The organism is Streptomyces sp. ISL-87, assembly GCF_018614095.1.
In the GTDB taxonomy this organism is placed as follows: Bacteria; Actinomycetota; Actinomycetes; order Streptomycetales; family Streptomycetaceae; genus Streptomyces.
The window spans coordinates 86,675-105,235 of record NZ_JAGGOY010000028.1; the positions used below are offsets into that span (position 1 = coordinate 86,675).

Consider the following 18,561-nt stretch of genomic DNA (forward strand, 5'->3'; position numbering starts at 1 on the left):
CCGGGAAGGGCTGCGTCACGGGGCCCGCGCGCGGGCGCCCGGTGCTTCGCACTCATACGGCTCAGCGCATGCGGGGCAGGCGCAGGCTGAGGAGGGTGGTCAGGGCGATCAGGGCGAGCTGCACCAGCAGGGTGGTGGACACCGCCTCGCGCAGGCCTGCCGTCGGGGCCAGGGCGAGGAAGAGGCTGCCGAGCGTGGCGACGCCGAGCGCCAGGGAGGACTGCTGGGCGGTGATCATGACGCCGCTGCCCACCCCCGCGCGGTCGGCGGGGACGTCCGAGAGCATCAGGCGCATCAGCACCGGCAGTTGGAGGCCCTGGCCGAGGCCCGCCAGGGCCACGCCCGGAGCAAGCGCGGCCAGGCCGAGGTCCGGCCAGCCGGACCGGAGCGTGGCCAGCAGGAGGGCGATGCCGGCCGCCTGGAGGACGCCGCCGGCGGTGACGACCCGGCTGCCGAAGCGGGTGACCAGGCGCGGGCCGGCCAGGGAGGCTGCGAAGAAGGCCAGGGCCATCGGTACCAGCGCCAGACCTGCCGTCACCGGGCCCATGCCCAGGCCCTGCTGGAAGGCCACGGCGAGGACGAACATGAAGCCGCTGAACCCGACCGAGAACGGCAGCAGGAGGACCAGGCCGCGCCGCAGCGACTCCAGCCTCAGCAGGCTCGGCGGCACCAGCGGGGTGCGGCCGCGACGGTCGGCCCGGCGCTCGGTGAGGTAGAACGCCGCGGCGGCGACGGGGAACACGCCGAGCGAGAGCCAGGTCCACAGTGGCCAGCCGGCGGCCCGCCCCTCGGTCAGCGGCAGCAGCAGCGAGACCAGCGACAGGGCGAGCAGCACGGTGCCCGGCACGTCCACGGATGCGGGCCGGCCGGCGCGGGTGTCCGGGACGGTGCGCACGGCCAGGACCAGCCCCAGCAGCACCACGGGCACGTTGACCAGGAACACCGCGCGCCAGCCGGTTCCGGCGAGGTCCGCCGCGACCAGGACGCCGCCGAGGATCTGCCCGGCGACCATGGACAGCCCGGCGGTGGCCCCGTACAGGCTCATGGCGCGGGCCCGGCGCGGGCCCTCGGTGGTGGCCTGGATGGTGGCGAGCACCTGCGGCACCATGAGCGCGGAGGCCGCGCCCTGGGCGACGCGGGCGGCGACGAGGCTCCAGGCGTTCGGGGCGAGGCCGCAGGCGAGCGAGGTGACGCCGAAGGCCGCCATGCCGGCGAGGAAGAGCCGGCGGCGGCCGAGGCTGTCGCCGATGCGCCCGCCGAGGACCAGCAGGACGGCGTAGGCGACGCCATACCCGCCGACGACGAGTTCGAGCAGGGCGGGGCCGGCGGAGAGGTCGTGCTCGATGGACGGCAGCGCGACGTTGACGATGAAGAAGTCGATCAGGGGCAGGGCCGCTCCCAGGAGCACGGTGAACAGGCCCGGGCCGCCCAGGTGGGGGGCGGCGGGGCCGGCCGCGGTGGCGGGGGGTGCGGCGGCGGTTCGTACGGGCATGTTGCGTACGGGAGTACCCCGTACAGGCGTGTTGCGTGCGGGAGTGCTGCGTACGGGCGTATTGCGTACGGGGATCTCGGTCACCCCTTGACGGTGCCGCAGCTGCCAGACGGGTACCAGAGTGTCCTTATCCGGGTACCAGGAGTACCTGGCAACAGGATGGGTGGTGCGGCAGGCTGGCAGTATGACCACCGTGGACCCTGGAAACGACGTCCGCCGGCACGAGCTGGCCGAGTTCCTGCGCAGCCGCCGCGAGCGGATCGCCCCCGAGCAGGTCGGACTGGTGCGCGGGCCGCGCCGGCGGACCCCGGGGCTGCGCCGCGAGGAGGTCGCGCAGCTGTCGTCGGTGGGCGTGACCTGGTACACGTGGCTGGAGCAGGCGCGCGACATCCAGGTGTCGGCGCAGGTACTGGACGCGGTCGCGCGGGCGTTGCTGCTCGACGTGAGCGAACGCGTGCACTTGTTCGCGCTGGCCGGGAGCCTGGATCCGGCGCCGCCCGCGGTCTGCCCCAGCGTGACGCCGGCCGTGCGGGCCATGCTCGACCAGCTGGGCCCCATCCCGGCGTGCGTCCAGAACAGCCGGTACGACATCCTCGCGCACAACGCCACGTACGGGCAGCTGCTCGGGGATCTGGACAGCGTGCGGCCGGAGGACCGCAACTGCATGTGGCTCGCCTTCACGGATTCCGAGTGGCGGGCGGCGGTGGTGGACCTGCCGGGTACGCACCGGCTGATGGCGGCGAAGTTCCGGGCGGCGATGGCCGAGCACCTGGCGGAGCCCGCGTGGACGACGCTCCTGGCGCGGATGGAGGGGGCGTCGGCGGAGTTCCGGGAGGTGTGGGCCCGGCACGAGGTGGTGGGGCAGGGTACGAAGGCGAGGCACATCCGCAACGCACACGTGGGCCTGCTGCACCTGGAGCACACCAACCTGTGGCTCGGACCGGGGAACGGGCCGAGGCTCGTGTCGTACGTACCGCTGGACGGGGAGACGCGGGAGCGGCTGGAACGGCTCGAGCGGCTGGCGCGGCCCGAACCGCTCGAGGAATCGGCCCGGGCGGCCGGGGTTCCTGTCGCCGTCTGAGGGGTGGGGCGCCGCGCATCGGAGTGACAAGCTGCCGGGGTCGCCCGGGGGTGCGGCCGTGGCGCGTTGAACCGGTCCGAGGGGGATGGTTGGGTATGCGCGTGCAGCCGAGCGAGATCACCGAGGTCCTGAACCGTCCGATCAGCCAGAAGCTCCTGGCCCGTGACCTGGCCCGGCTGGCCTACATCGCCCAGGACGGCACCCCGCGCGCCATCCCGATCGCGTGCACGTGGAACGGGTCGGCGGTCGTCATGTGCACCGCGAAGAACGCCCCGAAGGTCGCGGCTCTGCGGCACAACCCGGCGGTCGCCCTGACCATCGACACCGAGGTCCACCCGCCGCAGATCCTGCTCATCCGCGGACGGGCCGAGCTGGACGTCGTCGAGGGCATCCCGGACGAGTACCTTGAGGCGTCCGGCACTTACAGGATGACGCCCGAGCAACGGGTCGCGTGGGAGGCCGATGTGCGGTCGCTGTACGACGGCATGGTCCGGATCGCCGTCGTGCCGACGTGGGCGAAGCTGATCGACTTCGAGACGACGCTCCCGAGTGCGGTGGAGGAGCTGGCCCGGCAGCGGGACGAACGCCGACGGCGCTGAGCCCGGCCAGCGGCCCGCAGGAGACCCCGGGTTCTGCCCGCCCGGATGAAATCGGCGGTGAGGTGGACGTCTTGTCCGCGAGGACGGCGGCCGAGGTGTTCCGGGGCCCGCGGAACAGCAGGCCACCTGGCGCCGATTGGCCCGTGGGCCGCCGCGCGCGGCGGTGAAAGACTCAACGTCCGACGCCGCAACCGAGGAGTTCCGATGCAGGTAGCCGTGGTCACCTTCGACGGATTCAATGAACTCGACAGCTTCATCGCCTCTGCACTGATCAACCGCTGCCGCAAGGACGGCCTGGAGGCCTTCATCACCACGCCGACGCCCGTGGTCACATCGATGAATGGCGTCGACGTGAGAGGGCAGCGCCCGATGGACTTCATTCCCGAGGCCGACGTCGTCCTGATCGGGAGCGGGGTGAAGACCCGTGACGTGATCGCCGATGACCGGCTGCTCGCCATGCTGCCCCTGGATCCGGCGCGTCAGCTGATCGGTTCGCAGTGCTCCGGCGCACTGGTGCTCGCGCGGCTCGGGCTGCTGGGCGGCATGCCGGTCTGCGCGGACATGACGAGCCGGCCGTTCGTCGAAGACCTCGGCGTCACCGTGCTGGACTCGCCGTTCCACGCCGAGGGCAACATCGCGTCGGCCGGTGGCTGTCTGGCTTCGCAGTATCTCGCCGCATGGGTGATGACCCGGGTGCTCGGCGAGAGCGCCGCGCGCGGCGCCATCGGCTACGCGGCCCCGGTCGGAGAACAGCAGGAGACCGTCGAGCGCGTGATGAGCGCCGTCCGGGCAGGCGAGCCCGCCCTGCGCTGACACCGGGCACTCCTGGTTGGCCCGGGTGACGCATTAGGTGGCCCGAAGCCGGCTGACACAGCGCGAGGGTCCGACGAGGGCGTGTGCATGCCGACCAAGCCGGATCGCGGTGTTTCACTTCGTGAGCTCTGATGCCAAGGACGTCACCTGTAGGCAGCGAAGGAGACAAGCCGATGGGCAGACACCAGGCGGCGTTCGCGATGAGGGTGCGGCGGTCGGGGCTGGACATGCCCTCACCCTCCAGTTGTAGAGTGAGGGCTCTACAGCTGTAGAGGGTGCCCGAACCGAACCGAGAGGTGTTCCATGCCGAAACGTCACGCGGTGGTGGCCGGGGCCGGAATCGGCGGCCTCACGGCCGCCATCGCACTGCACCGCCGCGGCTGGCACGTCACCGTCTGCGAACGCGCCCCCGAACCCCCCGCCACCGGCGCCGGCATCGGCCTCGCCCCCAACGCCCTGCGCGCACTCGACACCATCGGAGTTGACGCCGCCCGGGCCGCCGGCAGCGCCGTACCCACAACGATGGGCCTGCGCCGCTCCGACGGCCAGTGGCTCACCCGGGCCGGCACCGCGGACATGGCGGCCCGCTACGGCATGCCCCCGATAGCCGTCCCGCGACCGGCCTTCACCGCCGCCCTGGCCGCTGTCCTGCCGCCGGAGGCCCTTCGCTACGGCACCGCTGTGACCGCCGTAGACGACGCCGCGGGCCGCCCGACCATCCGTACGGCGGTCGGCCAGGACTTTCCCGCCGATCTGGTCGTCGCCGCCGACGGCATCCACAGCCCGCTGCGCCGCGCGTACTTCCCCGCCCACCCCGGCCTGCACTACATCGGCGAGACCGCCTGGCGGACCATCGTGGACGCCCCGGACCTCCGGATACCGGCCATGAGTGAGACTTGGGGGCGAGGCGAGCGGTTCGGCGTGACCCCGCTCTCCGACGGCCGGTTCTACCTCTACGCCACCGCAGTCGTCCCGGCCGGCACCCGGTCGGCCGACCCCCGCGCCGAACTCCGGCATCGCTTCGGCTCGTGGCACGACCCGATTCCGGCCCTGCTGGACCGCGTCCGCCGCCTCGACCCCACCGACGTCCTCCAGAACGACCTCTACGACCTGGCCGCCCCGCTCCCCAGCCTGCACCACGGCCGGATCGCCTGGCTCGGCGACGCCGCCCACGCCATGACCCCCAACCTCGGCCAGGGCGGCTGCCAGGCCATCGAGGACGCGGTGGTCCTCGCCCACCTGCTTCCCGCCGGAGACAGCGCAGACAGCACGGACTCCGTCCCGGCCGCCCTCGCCGCGTACACCGCCGCCCGCCGCGACCGCACCGACGCCGTACGCGTCCGCGCCCGCCGGGTCGGCCGCCTGGGCGCTCTCCGCAACCCGCTCGCGGTGGCTGCCCGCGACCTCGCGGTCCGTGCCACCCCTGCACGCCTTGCCCTGCGTGGCATGGACGACCTCTTCAACGGCTTCCGCCTCCCCGCTTAGCAGGGACCCGCTAGGTGACGTGCCGCGTCATCGTCAGCCAGGCCATGCCTCCTGGAACTTGGATTCTGGCGACGGGCCGGACTTCTCGATTCTTGAGATGGCTGTTCAGGGTGTGGCGTGCCGTGGCTGGTTGCCGCGGCACGCCACGTGGGGTGGTGGCAGCTCACAGTCCCCGTCGGTGTGGCTGCCGACCTGGGTCAGCCGCCGTGGCGGTGTCCTCGGTGGCCCCAGGATTCGGTGTCGATGACGTTGCCGCGGTTGTCGCGCAGGGTGGCGGTGTCGCGCTCGTCCCAGATCTGGTGGTTGCGGTCCTGGTAGAGGTCGCGGTGGGGTGTCGCGGCCACGGCCGGTGTGGACCTTGACGCTGGATCGGCCTTCAAGGCGGAAGCCGTGGAAGCGGTAGCGGTTGCCCTGCTGGTCGGTGAGGGTGAAGCCGCTCAGGTCCACGCTGCGACGGCCGGGGTTCTTGATCTCCACCCACTCGGCGTTCAGGGCGCGCTGGGAGGCCCGGGGTTCAGGGGCCTGTAACAGCCGGTTCTACTGATCCCTCGCACGCGTTTGCGTGGACGGTCCTGGCGTGCGAATCCGTGGAGGGCTCAGGCGGGGCGCGGAGTCGGTTGGGGCTGGTGCGGCTCTGCCGTACTCGGCGCGGTGGTGCTGGCGGAGAAGGCGCGGGGGCAGGTTTCGTTGGCGCGTTGGCGGATTGTGGCGTCCTCGAGAACGATTTGGCCAAGGGCCGGCCCCCCCCAGCCGGGCGGACCTTGGTGTTCAGCCCGCCACAGGGCCGCACCCCCGGCGCCGACATGACCGGCACATGGCCGGAGTGGAAAAAGTTTTCCGCAAACGCCTATCGAAAGGCCGTTCGCTGGGAATGCTGCGTGTAATCTCCCGCCTCTGCTCGACGCTCCGTCACCGCGTCGTCCGGGCGGGCCTTCCGTTCTGAGCTCTCGGGAGGTACACGCCATGCAGTCAACCCCCACCCCGCAGCTGGCCCCCAGCCGCCGCGATCTCCTCGCCGGCCTCGGTCTGGCCGCTGCCGCCCCGCTCCTCCTCGGCGTCACCGCCGGCTCGGTATCCCGTAACCGCCCCGCCGACCAGCCCGTCCCGGTCGGCCGTACGGTCCTGCTCCGGGGGGCCGCCCTCGTGCTCACCATGGACCCCGCCTTAGGCAGCGGCCCCCTCGGCTCGGTGGAGAACGCCGACGTCCTGATGCGGAACGGAACCATCGCCGCCGTCGGCACGGCCCTCCAGACGCCGCCTGGCGCCTGGGTGGTGGACGCCTCGGGCAAGCTGGTCATGCCGGGCTTCGTCGACACCCACAACCACCTCTGGCAGGCGGTGATCCGCGGAGGCTGTACCGACGGCAACCTGTTCGGCTGGTTCCAGCGATGCGCCGACCCGCAGCGCGGCCGGCTGACACCCGCGGCGCTCCACAGCTTCGTACGCCTCGCAGCCCTCGACGCCGTCCAGTCGGGCGTGACCACGCTCGTGGACTGGGTGGACATCTTCGCGTACGACCTCATCGAGAGCTACGTACGGGCCCTGGCCGGCACCGGGGTGCGGTTCACCTACGCGATGTTCCCGCCCAAGCCCGACGCGGCGCTGGTCACGAAGGTGAAGAAGGACCTCGTCGACCCGGTCCCGCTCGGCTCCTTCCAGATCGCCACGCACGCGGCGCGGGCACTCCAGGACCTCAACCGCGCACACTGGGAGGCCGCCCAGGACCTGGGAGTCATGCTCAACTCCCATGTCCTGGAACGCCCCGAGCAGCGCGCCGACGATCCCATCGGGGTCCTTACTGACATAGGCGCGCTGGGGCCGCGGCTCCTGATCAACCACGCGATCCACCTGACCGACGACGAGATCGCCGCCGTCGCCGACCACGACGCGCGTGCGGCCCACTGCCCGCTGAGCAACATGCGGCTGGCCTCCGGCGTCATGCGGCTGCCCGAGTTCAGACGACGGGGCGTCAAGGTCGGGCTCGGGCTGGACGGCGGCACCAACGACACCTCGGACTTCCACGCGCTGATGAAGACGGCCATCGGCCTGCAACGCGCCCGCACGACGGACGCCGGGGTCTTCCCGCAGGTGCACGACGTCCTGCGGATGGCCACGCTGGGCGGCGCCGAGGCCCTCGGAATCGCCGACCGGGTGGGCTCCCTGACCCCCGGCAAGCGGGCCGACCTCGTCGTCATCGACCCGGCCGCCCTGAACTTTGCGCCGCGCTTCGACTGGGTCGGCCAGATCGTCTTCAACGGGCGGCCCGAGAACATCGACTCCGTGTTCGTGGACGGACGGGCGCTGAAGTTCGGCGGCCGGCTGGTCGACATCGACACGAACCGAGTCGTACGGGAGGCCGAGGCGGCGGCCACCCGCCTCCGCGCAGCCGGATAGGCCGCCACCAGGAACCTGAACCGCGAAGAACGGCGCAAGCGCCGGATCCTGCCCGTTGTCTCCTTCAAGGGGAGCCCGAACCGCAAGGATTGCAGCCTGGTCTGCTGGCGCCGAGCCGCATCCTGGTTTCCCGCCTTTCCGCCTTCCCGCCTTGGCTTCGTATGCGAGGCCGGAGAGCGGATATCGGTGATTTCTGGCATCGCTTCTTGAGCGAGGTGCTCAGAAATGTTGATGAGGCCTGGCAGCACGTGCAGGTCTCTGCGTCGGCGTCAGCGGACATAATTCGGGCTGTGGACTTGAGACCGGAGCTGTTGCCCCCGCCTGTGAGCCGGCAGCGGCTGGAAGAGCTGAGTTGCGAGATCGACCGGATCGCTGATCTGGTAACCGACCGTCCCGAGGAGGCTGACGAGGCGATCCGGTCCTTCAACGATGCGACTGGTCATTGAATACGTTGCCCTGGACTTCGCCGAGTACTGGGGAAGCAGGGATGTGGAGGAGTCCGCCAGAGAGGCGGCCCGGCCGGCTTGCCCCCGGGTTGCGGACGTCAGCAGGGCAGAGCTCGTCGAGATCGTCCGCAGGGTGCTTGTGGCCGCCCCCGAGTGCGCCTACTACCTGCGGCTGCTCGAAGCGAATGTGGCCCATCCCCGAATCGGTGACCTGATCTTTCATCCATCGGACGCTCTCCAGGATGTGTCTGCGGAGGAGGTCGTCGAGGCGGCGCTGAAGTACCGGCCGATCGCGCTGTGAGCCGCCGGGCCGAGTCAGCCGGCCGCTGCCTGTTGTTCGGCTCGGGCTCGGTTGTGGCGACGGCAGGAGTCGGTGCCGGTTTCGATGATGCTGCCGCCGAAGGCGAGGCGGTCGACGATGGCCGCGCAGAGTCCGGGGGGTCGGTGAAGGCTTTGGACTGGATGCCGGAATGGCCCACGGTCCACGCCCTCGTGGCGGACGACGGCTGAGGTCGCGGAGGAGAGCGGTCGGATGCTGACGACAGCGGCTTCGCTTAGAGGCGGCTCAGGCCGAGGTGAAGACGTCTTCGTGTGCTTCGTCGAGGATGAACCCGTTGTCGAAGCGGACGCGCACCGTCACGCGTGGCCCCTGCTTCTGGAAGGCGATCCACTGGGGCTCCAGGGAGCCGACTTTCTCTTCCAGCTGCTTCCTGCTTTCTGTGGGCATCTCGCGGCCGAAGGCATCGAGCAGAGACTTGAGCCGCTCGTACTCGCGGACGTCGTCGCTCTCATGGTGGTGCTCGACCACCCGCTCGACGGTCCCCTCAGTGCCCGCAGCCAGGGACAGGAACCCGGCGACGAGCCCCGACATCTCAACCGAATCGGTCAGTCTGGTGTCCGCCGCCAGCTTCACCCGCTGGCCTTCCTTCAAAGTCATCGACTTTCCACTCCTCATCTCGTTGTTCGCTGGGTCTCGGGCCCGAAGCGAAACGGGTGCTTGCTGACGATAACCCGGTATCAGGTGACTGCCTGTTCATCCATGTACAGCAGGTAGGCCCCCCAGGGCCCGTACTTTTTCCCAGGGAACGAGGTACTTGCCCACAGGGGGGAGTACGTCCCTCGTGTGGTCTCGGAGTCCGGCCCGTGTCGCCGCCTGTGGTACCGGCTGATGCCGGCGAGGCCCGGCCTCCCTCATGAGCTGCGCGATGCGTTTGCGGCCGACGTGGACGCCTTCTGCGTCTGAGGACGGCGCGCTCGCCGGGTGAGCCGTAGATCCCGCCGGAGTCCTCGTGGACCTGTCGGATCATTCGCGGCCCGGCTCGGCGTCCTGGCGGCGTCGTTCGCACGGACGTGTCTCGGCGTGACGCCACCAGTAGTAGGTGGGGGAGGGGATGTGCAGTTCCCGGAGTACGGGCTCGACCCCCAGATGGGGGGCTCGTCGAGGAGCGCGGTCACTTGGGTCGGGTCGAGCTGCGCGGCGAAAAGGCCGAGGCCGTCCGCACAGGGCCTCGGCAAAGTCACATGATGTCGGTTTGGTGAGCGTCGAGGTCGGCCGCTGCTGGCTGTGATCAGGTTTGCTGGCGAGAGGCGGTCAGTCGGGCGCCGAGTCTGTCCTTGATGTCGGGCCATTCGGGGGCGGTGATGCTAAAGAGGACGGAGTCCCGGATCCAGCCGTCGCGCATCACCATGTGGCTGCGCAGTATGCCTTCCTGGGTCATGTCCCCTGGTGTGGTGTAGCGGCGGGCAGCTGTTCTCTGCCCTGGGTGGTCAGCAACCTGTCGCGGTGCCCGTCGCGTCAAGTGGTGACGGCATGGACCGTCGCGTGCGCCGGGCCAAGAAGCGGTTCGCGAAGAAGGTGATCGTGAAGTGTGGCCGCCGACAACTACGACTTGAACGTGTTCAAACTCTGTGCCAGGGTGCGTCATGCGTTCTTGAGCACCGGTCGCGCACGCGGCCTGCGGAACCCGCTAGGGGTGGAGTGTGTTGCGTTCCTGTCGTACTGCGCTGATCTTGCTCGCCATGGCCCTCGCCCTGACGGCCTGCGGCAGGTTCACCGTCATGCCGCCGCCCGAGGGCGAACCGGTCGTTCTGAAGCCTGCCGAACTTGCGACCACGTGGACCGATGCCGAAGGCGGCACCCTCACGCTGAAGCAGGACGGGACGTTCATCGCCGATAAAGTCTGCATCGCCGTCGGCTGGTACGACGATTTGGCCCTGTCCGGAACAGGCACCTGGAAGCAAGGCTCCAACAAGAAGCAAAGCTTCGTCGGTGTCTCCTTCGACGCCGATCACCCCGAAATGCATGAGCGGCGGCCCGACGCCTACGCCGCCTTGAGGCAAGGCAAGGTCCTGAAGCTCTGGGCCGCCATCGGCGATCCGGACAACGATTATCCGAACTGCGTCCTGACCAGCCCGGCGAGTTGACCCGGCTGCCGCGCGGCCGGGTGACCTGCACATGGTCCGGCATCGCACATGAGCGGTTTTAGTCGATCGTGTCCCCCTGCCGTGATGGAGGGGATCAGCCCTCGGTAGTGCCGGGGAGGGCCTCGGTGTCGACGGTGGCGTAGACGGTGGCCATGCTCTCTTCGGAGAGGTAGCGGCGCGGGAAGGCGATCCATTCATCGTGCATTTCGGCCAGCACTGCGGTGGCCAGTCGTAGGACGGCCTCGGGGTTGGGGAAGACCTGGACGACGTCGGTGCGGCGTTTGATCTCGCGGTTGATCCGTTCCAGCGGGTTGGTGGACTGGATCCTTTTCCAGTGCTGCTGGGGGAAGTCGGCGAAGGCGGTGAGGTCCTCTTTCGCCTCCAGCAGCATGGTTTTGACCTTGGGGAACTGTCTGCCGAGCATGTCGGCGACAGCATCCAGCTGGGCCCGGACTGCCTCAGCGGTGGGCTGGGCGAAGATGGTACGGATGGTCGCGGCGACCATCTCCCCGGTGCCCTTTTCGATCACCGAGAAGACGTTGCGCACGAAATGAACCCGGCAGCGCTGCCAGCCGGCACCGAACATGACCTTGCGGATGGCCTCGACCAGCCCCGAATGGCTGTCGGAAACCACCAACCGCACCCCGCAAAGCCCCCGCTCGCGCAAGCTGCGTAAGCTGGAGCCGGCTCAGGCGATCGGCCTGTTCCGCTACATACTGATCAGGGAAGCCGCCGATCCGACGCTCTCGCGCCGCCAGCGCGGTGCGACGGTCCGGCAGTTGGCGGCGATGCCGCATGTCGATCCGGACGGGCGGTCGGTGCGGATCACCCGGTGGACTCTGGACCGGTGGATCTATGAGTGGAGGCGGGCCGGCTTCGAGGCCGTGGTCCCTCTCCGCGGCAGTCCCGTCCGCGAACCCCACAAGAGTTCACGGACCTGGCGGCTTGGCCTTGAAGAAGGAGACCCCGTAGCGGTCGGCGGCTCAGATCCGCCGGATCATCGGTGCCCAGCGGGGCTGGGCACCGGACCCTCGAACAACGGACCGCGCTTCGCTACACGATGCCCGGCGTGACCGCGACCGAGACCGCCAGCTACATCAAGCACCACCTCGGGCTCGCCGGCCGCAGCGACCAACTGTTCACCGACGACGCCGTCACCCTCATCCACACCACATCCCGCGGCTTCCCCCCCCGCGGTCAACAACCTCTGCCTGCAATCCCTCGTCGCCACGTTCGCCGCCGGCAAGTCCCTCGTCGACGAGAAAGCCGCCCAGTACGCCGTCACCGAAGTCCTCGACTGAGCTACGACTGAGTGTTCCACAAGCGGATGGGCACGTCAGACCCGACGACATCGATGCGTATCTCAGGATGCGGTGTGATCCCGCAATGATGGCTGACCTCGGCGGACCGCTGCCACGCGAAGGCATGGAGGGCAAAGTCCAGCGAGACGTCCACAAGGCGACAGCAGATCTCGACTGGATCAAGATGATCATTCCAGACGCAACCACACCTGAAGTGGTGGCAGGAACCGTGACCATCTGGTCCCACGAAACCGAGGACGGGCCCATTTCAGAGATCGGATGGATGGTCCTGCCCGAATTCCAGGGACGCGGACTTGGCAAACTGGCCGTCCGCACTCTGCTTGAACAGGCCCGAGACGAGGACCGCTGGGGCCTCGTGCACGCATTTCCAGCGACGAGCAACGGCGCCTCGAACGGCATCTGCCGCTCGCTCCACTTTCGGTTCATTGCCGAACGCGATGTGACGTTCGCGGACCGGGTTCTGCGAACCAACCACTGGACAACCAACCCCCTCACCGTCGCCCAACAGAGCCTGGGTCAGCGACCGTCCGCACTGGAAAGGGGCAGTGAAGGGGCAGCTCGCCCGGTCACGCCAGGGTGACCTGCAACCTGCCGCTGGCCAAGACATCGACCACCTCGGTGAACAGGTCGTACGGCTGTCCGCCCGGCGTCAGGACCCGGGACAGTTGCTCGCGCGCGGTGGCGGCATCCCGCCAGAGGAGGGTTGCGGGGGCGGCGTAGCCGAAGGTGCCGCCCAGGCAGTCGGCGAGGGCATTCAGGTTGGCGCCGAAGTAGCCGCCCGGCCCGTTGACCGCCTCGCCGAGTGCCAGGTAGAGGCCTGGGAGATCCGTGATGTGTCGGCCGTCGAGTTCGTACGTGTGGCTGGACGGCCGGTCATGGTGCGCGCGCAGGCAGGCCCTCTCCCGGACGTGGTCCAGCCAGGCCCAGCGCTGCCGGGTGTCGAGGTGGGCCCAGGCGCCGGGCGTCTGCGGCGGTCCGGCGAGCCAACGCTCCCAAAGCGCCCGGGCATGCTCCGGAACGGGAGGGGAGAGTTTGCCTTCCAGTTCGAGGTCGATCAGCTCCGCGCCGTATGCGGACGGACGCCAGGCACTGACGGTGACCCACAGCAGCAGCTCGGAAAACGACTCGCCCCGGTCATCCCGTATCTCCAGGACGGCTTCCCCGAGATCCAGCGACCGCCGGGTGCCCGTCATCAGTGCCCGCCGCAGCTCTTCACCCGGGGCGAGCCCTCGCATGACGAGTGGGGGGTCCACTCGCTTGGGCGGCAGAACACGGGCGAATTCCTTGCAGGTGCCCAGCCACCGCTGTTCGTCGTGCAGTCGGACACGGCCTCGGTGGGCCGTGGGCGGGCCCTCGTAGTCATCCAATCCAGTGAGGACGAGGCTGTCCGTCCCGGGGTGCTGTCCGAGGCTCACGGCATCTTCCAGAAGCCAGGGATCGAGCATCCCGTCCTCCGGCACCAACCACACCCTGCTGCCGACCCAGCCGTGCACCTCGGCTCCTTCCGGAACCCAGCCGAACAGTTCGTATGTCTCCCGCGAGGGTTCCCCGAACAGCCCCTCGACCTCGGCGCAGGCGCCCCAGCCGTGGCCGTGCTCCGTATCGGTCAGCGTGTACCGCGTTCTCCCACCGTGGTCCTCGTTCTCATGCACGGTGGAAATCATGCCCTGGGCCAGGAGAAGACAGCGAAGCCTATTTCTCGCGGTCAGGCGAGGGGGCCGGAACAGCGGAGAGGCCGGAAGCACGCTGGGTCGAGCTCCGCCCGGCAGGTGGCTTGCTGGATGGCATCATCGGCCCCGGCCTGCGACCCCAGCAGCCGGTGCGCGACCGCCTACAGCGGGGGCCCGGTAATCCTCAAAGCCGTCGGTCGGCAAGATTCTCCGTCCATCCGTCACATTCTCCCGTCGGGGTCCGTCAGTGAAGTGACGAAGACCGACAGATGGAAGGACAACACGATGCTGACCAACGTCATGTATGTGACGCTCTATGTGACCGACCAGGACCGCGCGCTCAGGTTCTACACGGAGCAGCTCGGCCTGGAGAAGCGCATCGACTTCCCGAATCCCGGCGGACGCTTCCTCACCGTGGGCGTCCCCGGCAGTCCGGTCGAGATCCTCCTGTGGACGCACGCCGCGGCTGCGGGGCAGCCGGCCGAGGTGCTGCTGGGTGCCACGCCCGGTCCGGTCATCCTTGAGTCGGACGACCTGCGGGAGGACTTCAAGGTGTTCCGCGACCGCGGTGTGACTTTCGACAAGCTGGAGCCGGAGGACTACGGGTTCGGAATTGGCATCGAGGCGGTGGATCCGGACGGCAACTGCATCTCGCTGCGCGAGCGCAGCCGGGCAAGCCGTGGCGATGGCTGACCGTTCGTAGGCCCGGCGTGGCTGGCGCCGGACGGCGCCGGCCACGCCGGGCTCGAAGCGATGATTGCGATGAGCATGACGGTGTTGAACGCACGCCTTAACCCTGACGAGGTGTCCAGCATGCCGATGAAGATCGACTCGATGATCCACGACAGCTGACCGCTGCCGTCGAGGAAGGGGTTGCGGCCGGTGCCACCGTGGTGATGCCGGCGCTACCGGCCGCTGGCTGCGCCTTACGGCCGCCAGTCAGCCTCCAGGTCGTGGGAGTCGGTCTTGGTGAGCTGGGTCAGTGCGGTGCCGTCGGCCCGTACCAGGTAGAGGTGTTCGGGGTCGGCGTCGTCGCCGCCGCCTCTGGTGAAGACCAGGCGGCTGCCGTCCGGGGACCAGGAGGGGTTCTTGTCGTTGAAGCGGGTCGCGGTGATGCGGTGAAGTCCGGTGCCGTCGGGGCGGACGACGTAGAGGTGGGCGAAGCCGGAGGAGTCCACGCGGCTGAAGGCGATCCGGTCGCTGTGCGACCAGTCGGGCGTCCAGTCGTGGGAGCCGGGCCCGGTGACCGCCGTCTGGGCCAGGGTGGACAGCCGGATCCGCATCACCCTGCTGTGGCCGCCCGCGTCCGCGCGGTTGAACGCCAGGTACTTGCCGTCTGGGGACCACGTCGGATGGAGGTCGTCCGCCGCGGTGTGGGTGAGTCGGGTGGCGGGAGTGCCGTCGATGTCGGCCACATAGATCTCGTGCTGGGCGCCGACCGGCTTGGCGTAGGCGATCCGCTTGCCGTCCGGGGACCACGCCGGGTCGGAGGAGCCCTTGGTGCCGGGGACGGCCTTCAGGTCGCCGCCTGTGGTCTTCATCGTCCAGATGCCGTCGATGGCGCCACCGGATCCGTAGCGGACGAAGGCCACCCGCTTGCCGTCCGGGGACCAGCTGGGCATCACGTCGCTGACGGTGGAGGTGTGGGTGAGTTTGACGGGCGTGCCGCCACTGGGGGAGATCGCGTAGAGGTCCTCCGTGGGCGCTGCCGCGGTGTGGCGGGCGAAGACGATCGGGTGGTCCCCCGCCGCCCCCGCGTCTCCTGCGGCGCCGAGGGTCAGTGGTGCGGCCATGGCGATCGCCGTGGCGGTCACCGCCGCCCAGCGGCGCCGCGTTGTGCCGTTTGCGCCGGTCCTGCCGATTCTCCGAGGTTTTCCGGCGGTTCTGCCTTCGCCGGTGCGGTGTTGTTGGCGTGTCAAGGTGTCCACCCCGATTTCTCCCTGCGGCCTGCTGCGGGCCGCTCCGGCCCGTAAACATCCCACCGATGGGGCTCTGGGGGAAGCAACGGCACCTGGCGATACGAGCCCTGTGACATGTTCCGTACATTGCTGTCACATGCGCTGTACGTGCGAGTCGGTCGGGACGTGGCCCGCCGGTGCGGAAGAGCCGGCCGCAGGTCACGTCATCCCAGGAACCGCCCTGTGGCCCGTGTGTCCGTTCGGCGGGGCCTGGCTCACTCGGCGCCGGCGGGCTGGCGGGTGTCGAAGTCCGAGAAGAGGGCCGCGGCCACGTGCTGGGTGTCGGCGTATTCGATGACGGAGGTGATCTTTCCATCGCGGACGGTGTAGATGCCGATGCAGCGGTTGTCGTAGGTGCCGCCGTGGACGGTCTTGGCCCTGGAGGTCCATTCGGCGACCACGCGGTCGCCTTCGGCGATCGTGCTGACCAGTTCGACCTCCAAGGTGCCGGGGACGAGGATCGGCCCCATGCCGCCGAGGAAGTCGTTGATGATCGCGTCGCGGCCGTGCCACACCTTGGAGATGGGCAGGTCGCCCGGGTAGTGCCAGGTCGCGTCCTCGGCGAAGCTGTCGTGGATGACGTCGGCGTCGCCGTCGCGGACGGCCTCGACGTAGCGGATGACGACGGCCCTGGGGCCGGTGCTGTTAATGGTGGTGCTCCTTCGGCGGTTGTTGTTTCCGGTCGTTCGGATGTGATTCAGGACAGAGTGAGGACGGCTTTGCCGCGGATGCGGCGGTCGCGCAGGTCAGTGAGGGTGGTCGCGGTGTCGGCCCAGCCCGCGACACGGCCGATCTCGGGGTGCAGGCGGCCTTCCGCGGTCAGCCGGACGAGCGCCGCCAGGTCCTCGTCGAGGCTGGTGTCGGCGTCGAGGTAGTGGAAGTGGCGGATGACGGCCGACTCGGGCCCGGTGAAGAAGTCGAAGAAGTCGAGCGTCGCGGGGGTACGGCTGGCCTGCCCGAACCAGATGAGCGTGCCGCGCTTGGCGAGCCGCGCCAGAGCGAGGGGGAGGGCCGGGCCGCCGGTCGACTCCAGCACGACGTCGTAGGGGCCACGGGCGTCGGCGACGTCGTGGACGATGTCGGCAGCGCCGAGTTCGGCAAGCCGGGTGCCGCGTTCGGTGTTTCGGGTCACGGCGGTGACCACGCCCCCAGCTGCGGCCGCGAGCTCGGTGACGTAGTGGCCCACGCCTCCGGACGCACCGGTCAGCAGGACGCGCCGTCCCAGCACCGGCCCCGCGGCCCGCAGCAGCCGCAACGCGGTGAGCCCGGCCAGCGGCAGCGCCGCGCCTGCGAGCGCGCAGACGGCGTCCGGCAGCACCGCGAGCGCGTCGGTCGGCACCGCCACGTACTCCGCCCAGCCGCCCGCCATGGGGTGGCCGACGACCCGCGTGATCCCGGCCGGTCCGCTGCCGTCGGCGGCCGGCTGCACCACCAGCCCCGCGATGTCCTTGCCGGGGCGCTCGCCGGGGACGGGCTTTTCCAGCTTGAACGTCTCACCCCGGTTGACCGAGAACGCCTCGACCTTCACCAGCGCCTCGTTCGGGCGCGGTGTCGGCTCGGGGACGTCGGCGAACACCACCGGCTCGGCGGGATCCCCGGTCGGTATGAGGGCTTTCATCGTTGTCATCTCCTCGGCGGGCTTCTGGGGTCACGCGCTGGTGTGGCGTCTGGGACCATCCGACCGGGCGGGGTGGTGGCTCGGCCAACAACGAATCCGCCCGGCCGACAACGGGCGGTTGTCGCATAGGGTCAGCGGCATGGATCTCGACCTCGCCCTGGTCCGCGCGTTCGCCACGACCGCCGGGACGCTGCACTTCGGGCGGGCCGCCGAAGAGCTGAACACCAGCCAGCAGGCGTTGTCCAAGCGCATCGCGCGGCTGGAGGAGCTGCTGGCCGTCCGCCTGTTCGAGCGTGAGGGCGGCACCCGGCTGACCGAAGCGGGCGAGCGGTTCCTGCCGGCCGCGCGCGAGGCGCTTGCGGCGGGCGAGCGCGCGATCGCGTCGGTCACCGGCGCCGGGCCGGTCGTACGCATCGACACGTGGGGACACCTGTACGCGCCGTTGCGCACCGTCGCCCAGGCGGTGCAGGCGCTCGGCCCGGTGCGGCTGGAGCCCGGCCCCGGACGCGACTGGCCCTCAGTCGCGCAAGCACTGCTGCGCGGCGACACCGACCTGGGCTTCGGCCGGGTGCATCCGCTGCCGGGCGGCCGCGAAACGGAACTCACCCAGCGGCTCGTGCGGCTGGAACCCGTCGACGCGGTGGTCGGCCCGTCTCACCCGCTTGCCGACGCCGACGCACTGCGCCCGGCCGACCTGCGCGACAGCACCCTGTGGTGCCCGGCCGAACTGACCCGCCTGGACTTCCTCCGCCGCTTCGCCGACGAATTCCGGATCACTCGGCGACAGGACGGCCCCAACCTGGGCCTGGACCACCTCGCCGAGCACATCCGTACCGACGCCGCGTGCTTCACCCTCTTTCCCGCCGACGCGCCGCTGCCCGACCACGCCGGTCTGCGCTCCATCCCGCTCGTCGAGCCGACCCCGCTGTACGCGTGGTCGCTGGCCTGGCGCGAGTCCTACCGTCACCCGCTGCTCGACACCTTGCTGCGCGGCTTCACCGAAGCCGGCCGCACCCGGCGCTGGCTGGACTACACACCGCAGCGCGACTGGCTCCCCGACACCGACCACGCGAAACTGACGGTTCGCTCCGGGCCGGGGCTCAGCGTGGCTTACAACGGCTGACCCGCCCGACCAAGACGTCCTCGCCGCACCCGACGCCATGCGATTCGGGGAACCCGGCGTTCCCGCAACGACATGCGACGGCCCATCCCACCCGGCGGGGGCGAAAAAAGGGTGAACCGCCGGAGCATATCCGGTG

The 18,561-nt window shown here is 69.9% G+C and carries 19 protein-coding genes and 3 pseudogenes; 11 read left to right on the plus strand and 11 right to left on the minus strand.

Annotation, left to right across the window (positions count from 1 at the left end):
• Nucleotides 1-61: 61 nt before the first annotated feature.
• Nucleotides 62-1,492, minus strand: coding sequence for an MFS transporter (locus tag J7I97_RS10520; RefSeq protein WP_214933206.1), 1,431 nt, complete (start codon nt 1,490-1,492; stop codon nt 62-64).
• A gap of 184 nt (nt 1,493-1,676) precedes the next feature.
• Here J7I97_RS10520 and J7I97_RS10525 point away from each other — a divergent pair, with 184 nt between their 5' ends.
• The 4 genes from J7I97_RS10525 to J7I97_RS10540 all read left to right on the plus strand — a co-directional run bounded on the left by J7I97_RS10525 (nt 1,677) and on the right by J7I97_RS10540 (nt 5,470).
• A complete protein-coding gene (locus tag J7I97_RS10525) occupies nt 1,677-2,573 on the plus strand; it encodes a helix-turn-helix transcriptional regulator (protein WP_214933118.1) in 897 nt (298 codons plus the stop codon).
• 101 nt (nt 2,574-2,674) lie between these two features.
• Complete coding sequence (locus tag J7I97_RS10530) at nt 2,675-3,172, plus strand: pyridoxamine 5'-phosphate oxidase family protein (RefSeq protein ID WP_214933208.1); 498 nt, start codon at nt 2,675-2,677, stop codon at nt 3,170-3,172.
• 204 nt (nt 3,173-3,376) lie between these two features.
• Nucleotides 3,377-3,985: an AraC family transcriptional regulator gene (locus J7I97_RS10535; RefSeq protein WP_214933120.1), complete on the plus strand. Its 609-nt coding sequence runs from the start codon at nt 3,377-3,379 to the stop codon at nt 3,983-3,985.
• Nucleotides 3,986-4,288: 303 nt separating this feature from the next.
• Nucleotides 4,289-5,470 carry an FAD-dependent monooxygenase gene (locus J7I97_RS10540; protein WP_214933122.1) on the plus strand — a complete coding sequence of 394 codons (1,182 nt, stop codon included), beginning with the start codon at nt 4,289-4,291 and terminating at the stop codon, nt 5,468-5,470.
• 197 nt (nt 5,471-5,667) lie between these two features.
• Here J7I97_RS10540 and J7I97_RS39885 read toward each other — a convergent pair whose 3' ends face one another.
• Both J7I97_RS39885 and J7I97_RS39890 read right to left on the minus strand, forming a co-directional pair.
• The gene (locus J7I97_RS39885; RefSeq protein WP_308363841.1) at nt 5,668-5,814 is read right to left on the minus strand and encodes a hypothetical protein; all 147 of its coding nucleotides are present in this window, start codon (nt 5,812-5,814) and stop codon (nt 5,668-5,670) included.
• A gap of 52 nt (nt 5,815-5,866) precedes the next feature.
• Nucleotides 5,867-5,947 (minus strand): annotated as a pseudogene (locus J7I97_RS39890) (lamin tail domain-containing protein); the annotation flags it as partial.
• A 486-nt stretch (nt 5,948-6,433) separates the two neighbouring features.
• Here J7I97_RS39890 and J7I97_RS10550 point away from each other — a divergent pair.
• The 3 genes from J7I97_RS10550 to J7I97_RS10555 all read left to right on the plus strand — a co-directional run bounded on the left by J7I97_RS10550 (nt 6,434) and on the right by J7I97_RS10555 (nt 8,611).
• Nucleotides 6,434-7,864, plus strand: a complete 1,431-nt coding sequence (locus tag J7I97_RS10550) for an amidohydrolase family protein (protein ID WP_251058676.1) — start codon at nt 6,434-6,436, stop codon at nt 7,862-7,864.
• Nucleotides 7,865-8,070: 206 nt separating this feature from the next.
• Nucleotides 8,071-8,310 (plus strand): hypothetical protein, encoded by a 240-nt coding sequence (locus J7I97_RS38335; protein ID WP_251058677.1) that lies wholly within the window; start codon nt 8,071-8,073, stop codon nt 8,308-8,310.
• The gene (locus J7I97_RS10555) at nt 8,294-8,611 is read left to right on the plus strand and encodes a hypothetical protein (protein ID WP_251058678.1); all 318 of its coding nucleotides are present in this window, start codon (nt 8,294-8,296) and stop codon (nt 8,609-8,611) included. Before J7I97_RS38335 ends, J7I97_RS10555 begins: the two co-directional genes overlap by 17 nt.
• Nucleotides 8,612-8,625: 14 nt before the next feature.
• On the opposite strand, the pseudogene J7I97_RS10560 reads toward J7I97_RS10555, so the two are convergent.
• From J7I97_RS10560 to J7I97_RS10570, 3 genes and pseudogenes are all read right to left on the minus strand, one after another.
• Nucleotides 8,626-8,748: pseudogene (locus tag J7I97_RS10560) on the minus strand (AAA family ATPase); the annotation flags it as partial.
• 127 nt (nt 8,749-8,875) lie between these two features.
• Complete coding sequence (locus J7I97_RS10565; protein ID WP_214933124.1) at nt 8,876-9,247, minus strand: hypothetical protein; 372 nt, start codon at nt 9,245-9,247, stop codon at nt 8,876-8,878.
• A gap of 631 nt (nt 9,248-9,878) precedes the next feature.
• A complete protein-coding gene (locus J7I97_RS10570; RefSeq protein ID WP_214933126.1) occupies nt 9,879-10,028 on the minus strand; it encodes a hypothetical protein in 150 nt (49 codons plus the stop codon).
• 301 nt (nt 10,029-10,329) lie between these two features.
• Here J7I97_RS10570 and J7I97_RS10575 point away from each other — a divergent pair, with 301 nt between their 5' ends.
• Entirely contained in the window at nt 10,330-10,734 is a 405-nt protein-coding gene (locus J7I97_RS10575) for a hypothetical protein (RefSeq protein ID WP_214933128.1), read from the plus strand.
• Nucleotides 10,735-10,828: 94 nt separating this feature from the next.
• On the opposite strand, the pseudogene J7I97_RS10580 reads toward J7I97_RS10575, so the two are convergent.
• A pseudogene (locus J7I97_RS10580) lies at nt 10,829-11,410 on the minus strand (transposase); the annotation flags it as partial.
• A 632-nt stretch (nt 11,411-12,042) separates the two neighbouring features.
• Here J7I97_RS10580 and J7I97_RS10585 point away from each other — a divergent pair.
• Nucleotides 12,043-12,636 carry a GNAT family N-acetyltransferase gene (locus tag J7I97_RS10585; RefSeq protein ID WP_285441196.1) on the plus strand — a complete coding sequence of 198 codons (594 nt, stop codon included), beginning with the start codon at nt 12,043-12,045 and terminating at the stop codon, nt 12,634-12,636.
• Here J7I97_RS10585 and J7I97_RS10590 read toward each other — a convergent pair.
• Nucleotides 12,623-13,720, minus strand: a complete 1,098-nt coding sequence (locus J7I97_RS10590; protein ID WP_214933132.1) for a barstar family protein — start codon at nt 13,718-13,720, stop codon at nt 12,623-12,625. The two genes, J7I97_RS10585 and J7I97_RS10590, sit on opposite strands and share 14 nt — an antisense overlap.
• 291 nt (nt 13,721-14,011) lie before the next feature.
• Between J7I97_RS10590 and J7I97_RS10595 the strand changes: the two genes are divergently transcribed.
• On the plus strand, nt 14,012-14,419 hold the full coding sequence (locus tag J7I97_RS10595) for a VOC family protein (protein WP_214933134.1): 408 nt from the start codon (nt 14,012-14,014) through the stop codon (nt 14,417-14,419).
• Nucleotides 14,420-14,652: 233 nt separating this feature from the next.
• Here the strand turns inward: J7I97_RS10595 and J7I97_RS10600 are convergent, their stop codons facing one another.
• The 3 genes from J7I97_RS10600 to J7I97_RS10610 form a co-directional block, all read right to left on the minus strand.
• Complete coding sequence (locus J7I97_RS10600; protein ID WP_214933136.1) at nt 14,653-15,540, minus strand: PD40 domain-containing protein; 888 nt, start codon at nt 15,538-15,540, stop codon at nt 14,653-14,655.
• Nucleotides 15,541-15,899: 359 nt separating this feature from the next.
• Nucleotides 15,900-16,385 carry a nuclear transport factor 2 family protein gene (locus J7I97_RS10605; protein ID WP_251058693.1) on the minus strand — a complete coding sequence of 162 codons (486 nt, stop codon included), beginning with the start codon at nt 16,383-16,385 and terminating at the stop codon, nt 15,900-15,902.
• Nucleotides 16,382-17,302, minus strand: coding sequence for a zinc-binding dehydrogenase (locus tag J7I97_RS10610; RefSeq protein WP_214933138.1), 921 nt, complete (start codon nt 17,300-17,302; stop codon nt 16,382-16,384). Before J7I97_RS10610 ends, J7I97_RS10605 begins: the two co-directional genes overlap by 4 nt.
• A gap of 139 nt (nt 17,303-17,441) precedes the next feature.
• On the opposite strand from J7I97_RS10610, the gene J7I97_RS10615 reads away from it, so the two are divergent.
• Nucleotides 17,442-18,425 carry a LysR family transcriptional regulator gene (locus J7I97_RS10615; protein ID WP_214933140.1) on the plus strand — a complete coding sequence of 328 codons (984 nt, stop codon included), beginning with the start codon at nt 17,442-17,444 and terminating at the stop codon, nt 18,423-18,425.
• The last annotated feature ends 136 nt before the right edge of the window (nt 18,426-18,561 follow it).

Excerpts from the sequence above, each read along its gene's own strand:
- J7I97_RS10520 (WP_214933206.1), bottom strand. The coding sequence starts at position 1,492 with ATGCCCGTACGAACCGCCGCCGCACCCCCCGCCACCGCGGCCGGCCCC.
- J7I97_RS10525 (WP_214933118.1), top strand. The coding sequence starts at position 1,677 with ATGACCACCGTGGACCCTGGAAACGACGTCCGCCGGCACGAGCTGGCC.
- J7I97_RS10535 (WP_214933120.1), top strand. The coding sequence starts at position 3,377 with ATGCAGGTAGCCGTGGTCACCTTCGACGGATTCAATGAACTCGACAGC.
- J7I97_RS10540 (WP_214933122.1), top strand. The coding sequence starts at position 4,289 with ATGCCGAAACGTCACGCGGTGGTGGCCGGGGCCGGAATCGGCGGCCTC.
- J7I97_RS10550 (WP_251058676.1), top strand. The coding sequence starts at position 6,434 with ATGCAGTCAACCCCCACCCCGCAGCTGGCCCCCAGCCGCCGCGATCTC.
- J7I97_RS10555 (WP_251058678.1), top strand. The coding sequence starts at position 8,294 with ATGCGACTGGTCATTGAATACGTTGCCCTGGACTTCGCCGAGTACTGG.
- J7I97_RS10565 (WP_214933124.1), bottom strand. The coding sequence starts at position 9,247 with ATGACTTTGAAGGAAGGCCAGCGGGTGAAGCTGGCGGCGGACACCAGA.
- J7I97_RS10570 (WP_214933126.1), bottom strand. The coding sequence starts at position 10,028 with ATGACCCAGGAAGGCATACTGCGCAGCCACATGGTGATGCGCGACGGC.
- J7I97_RS10575 (WP_214933128.1), top strand. The coding sequence starts at position 10,330 with ATGGCCCTCGCCCTGACGGCCTGCGGCAGGTTCACCGTCATGCCGCCG.
- J7I97_RS10590 (WP_214933132.1), bottom strand. The coding sequence starts at position 13,720 with ATGATTTCCACCGTGCATGAGAACGAGGACCACGGTGGGAGAACGCGG.
- J7I97_RS10595 (WP_214933134.1), top strand. The coding sequence starts at position 14,012 with ATGCTGACCAACGTCATGTATGTGACGCTCTATGTGACCGACCAGGAC.
- J7I97_RS10610 (WP_214933138.1), bottom strand. The coding sequence starts at position 17,302 with ATGAAAGCCCTCATACCGACCGGGGATCCCGCCGAGCCGGTGGTGTTC.
- J7I97_RS10615 (WP_214933140.1), top strand. The coding sequence starts at position 17,442 with ATGGATCTCGACCTCGCCCTGGTCCGCGCGTTCGCCACGACCGCCGGG.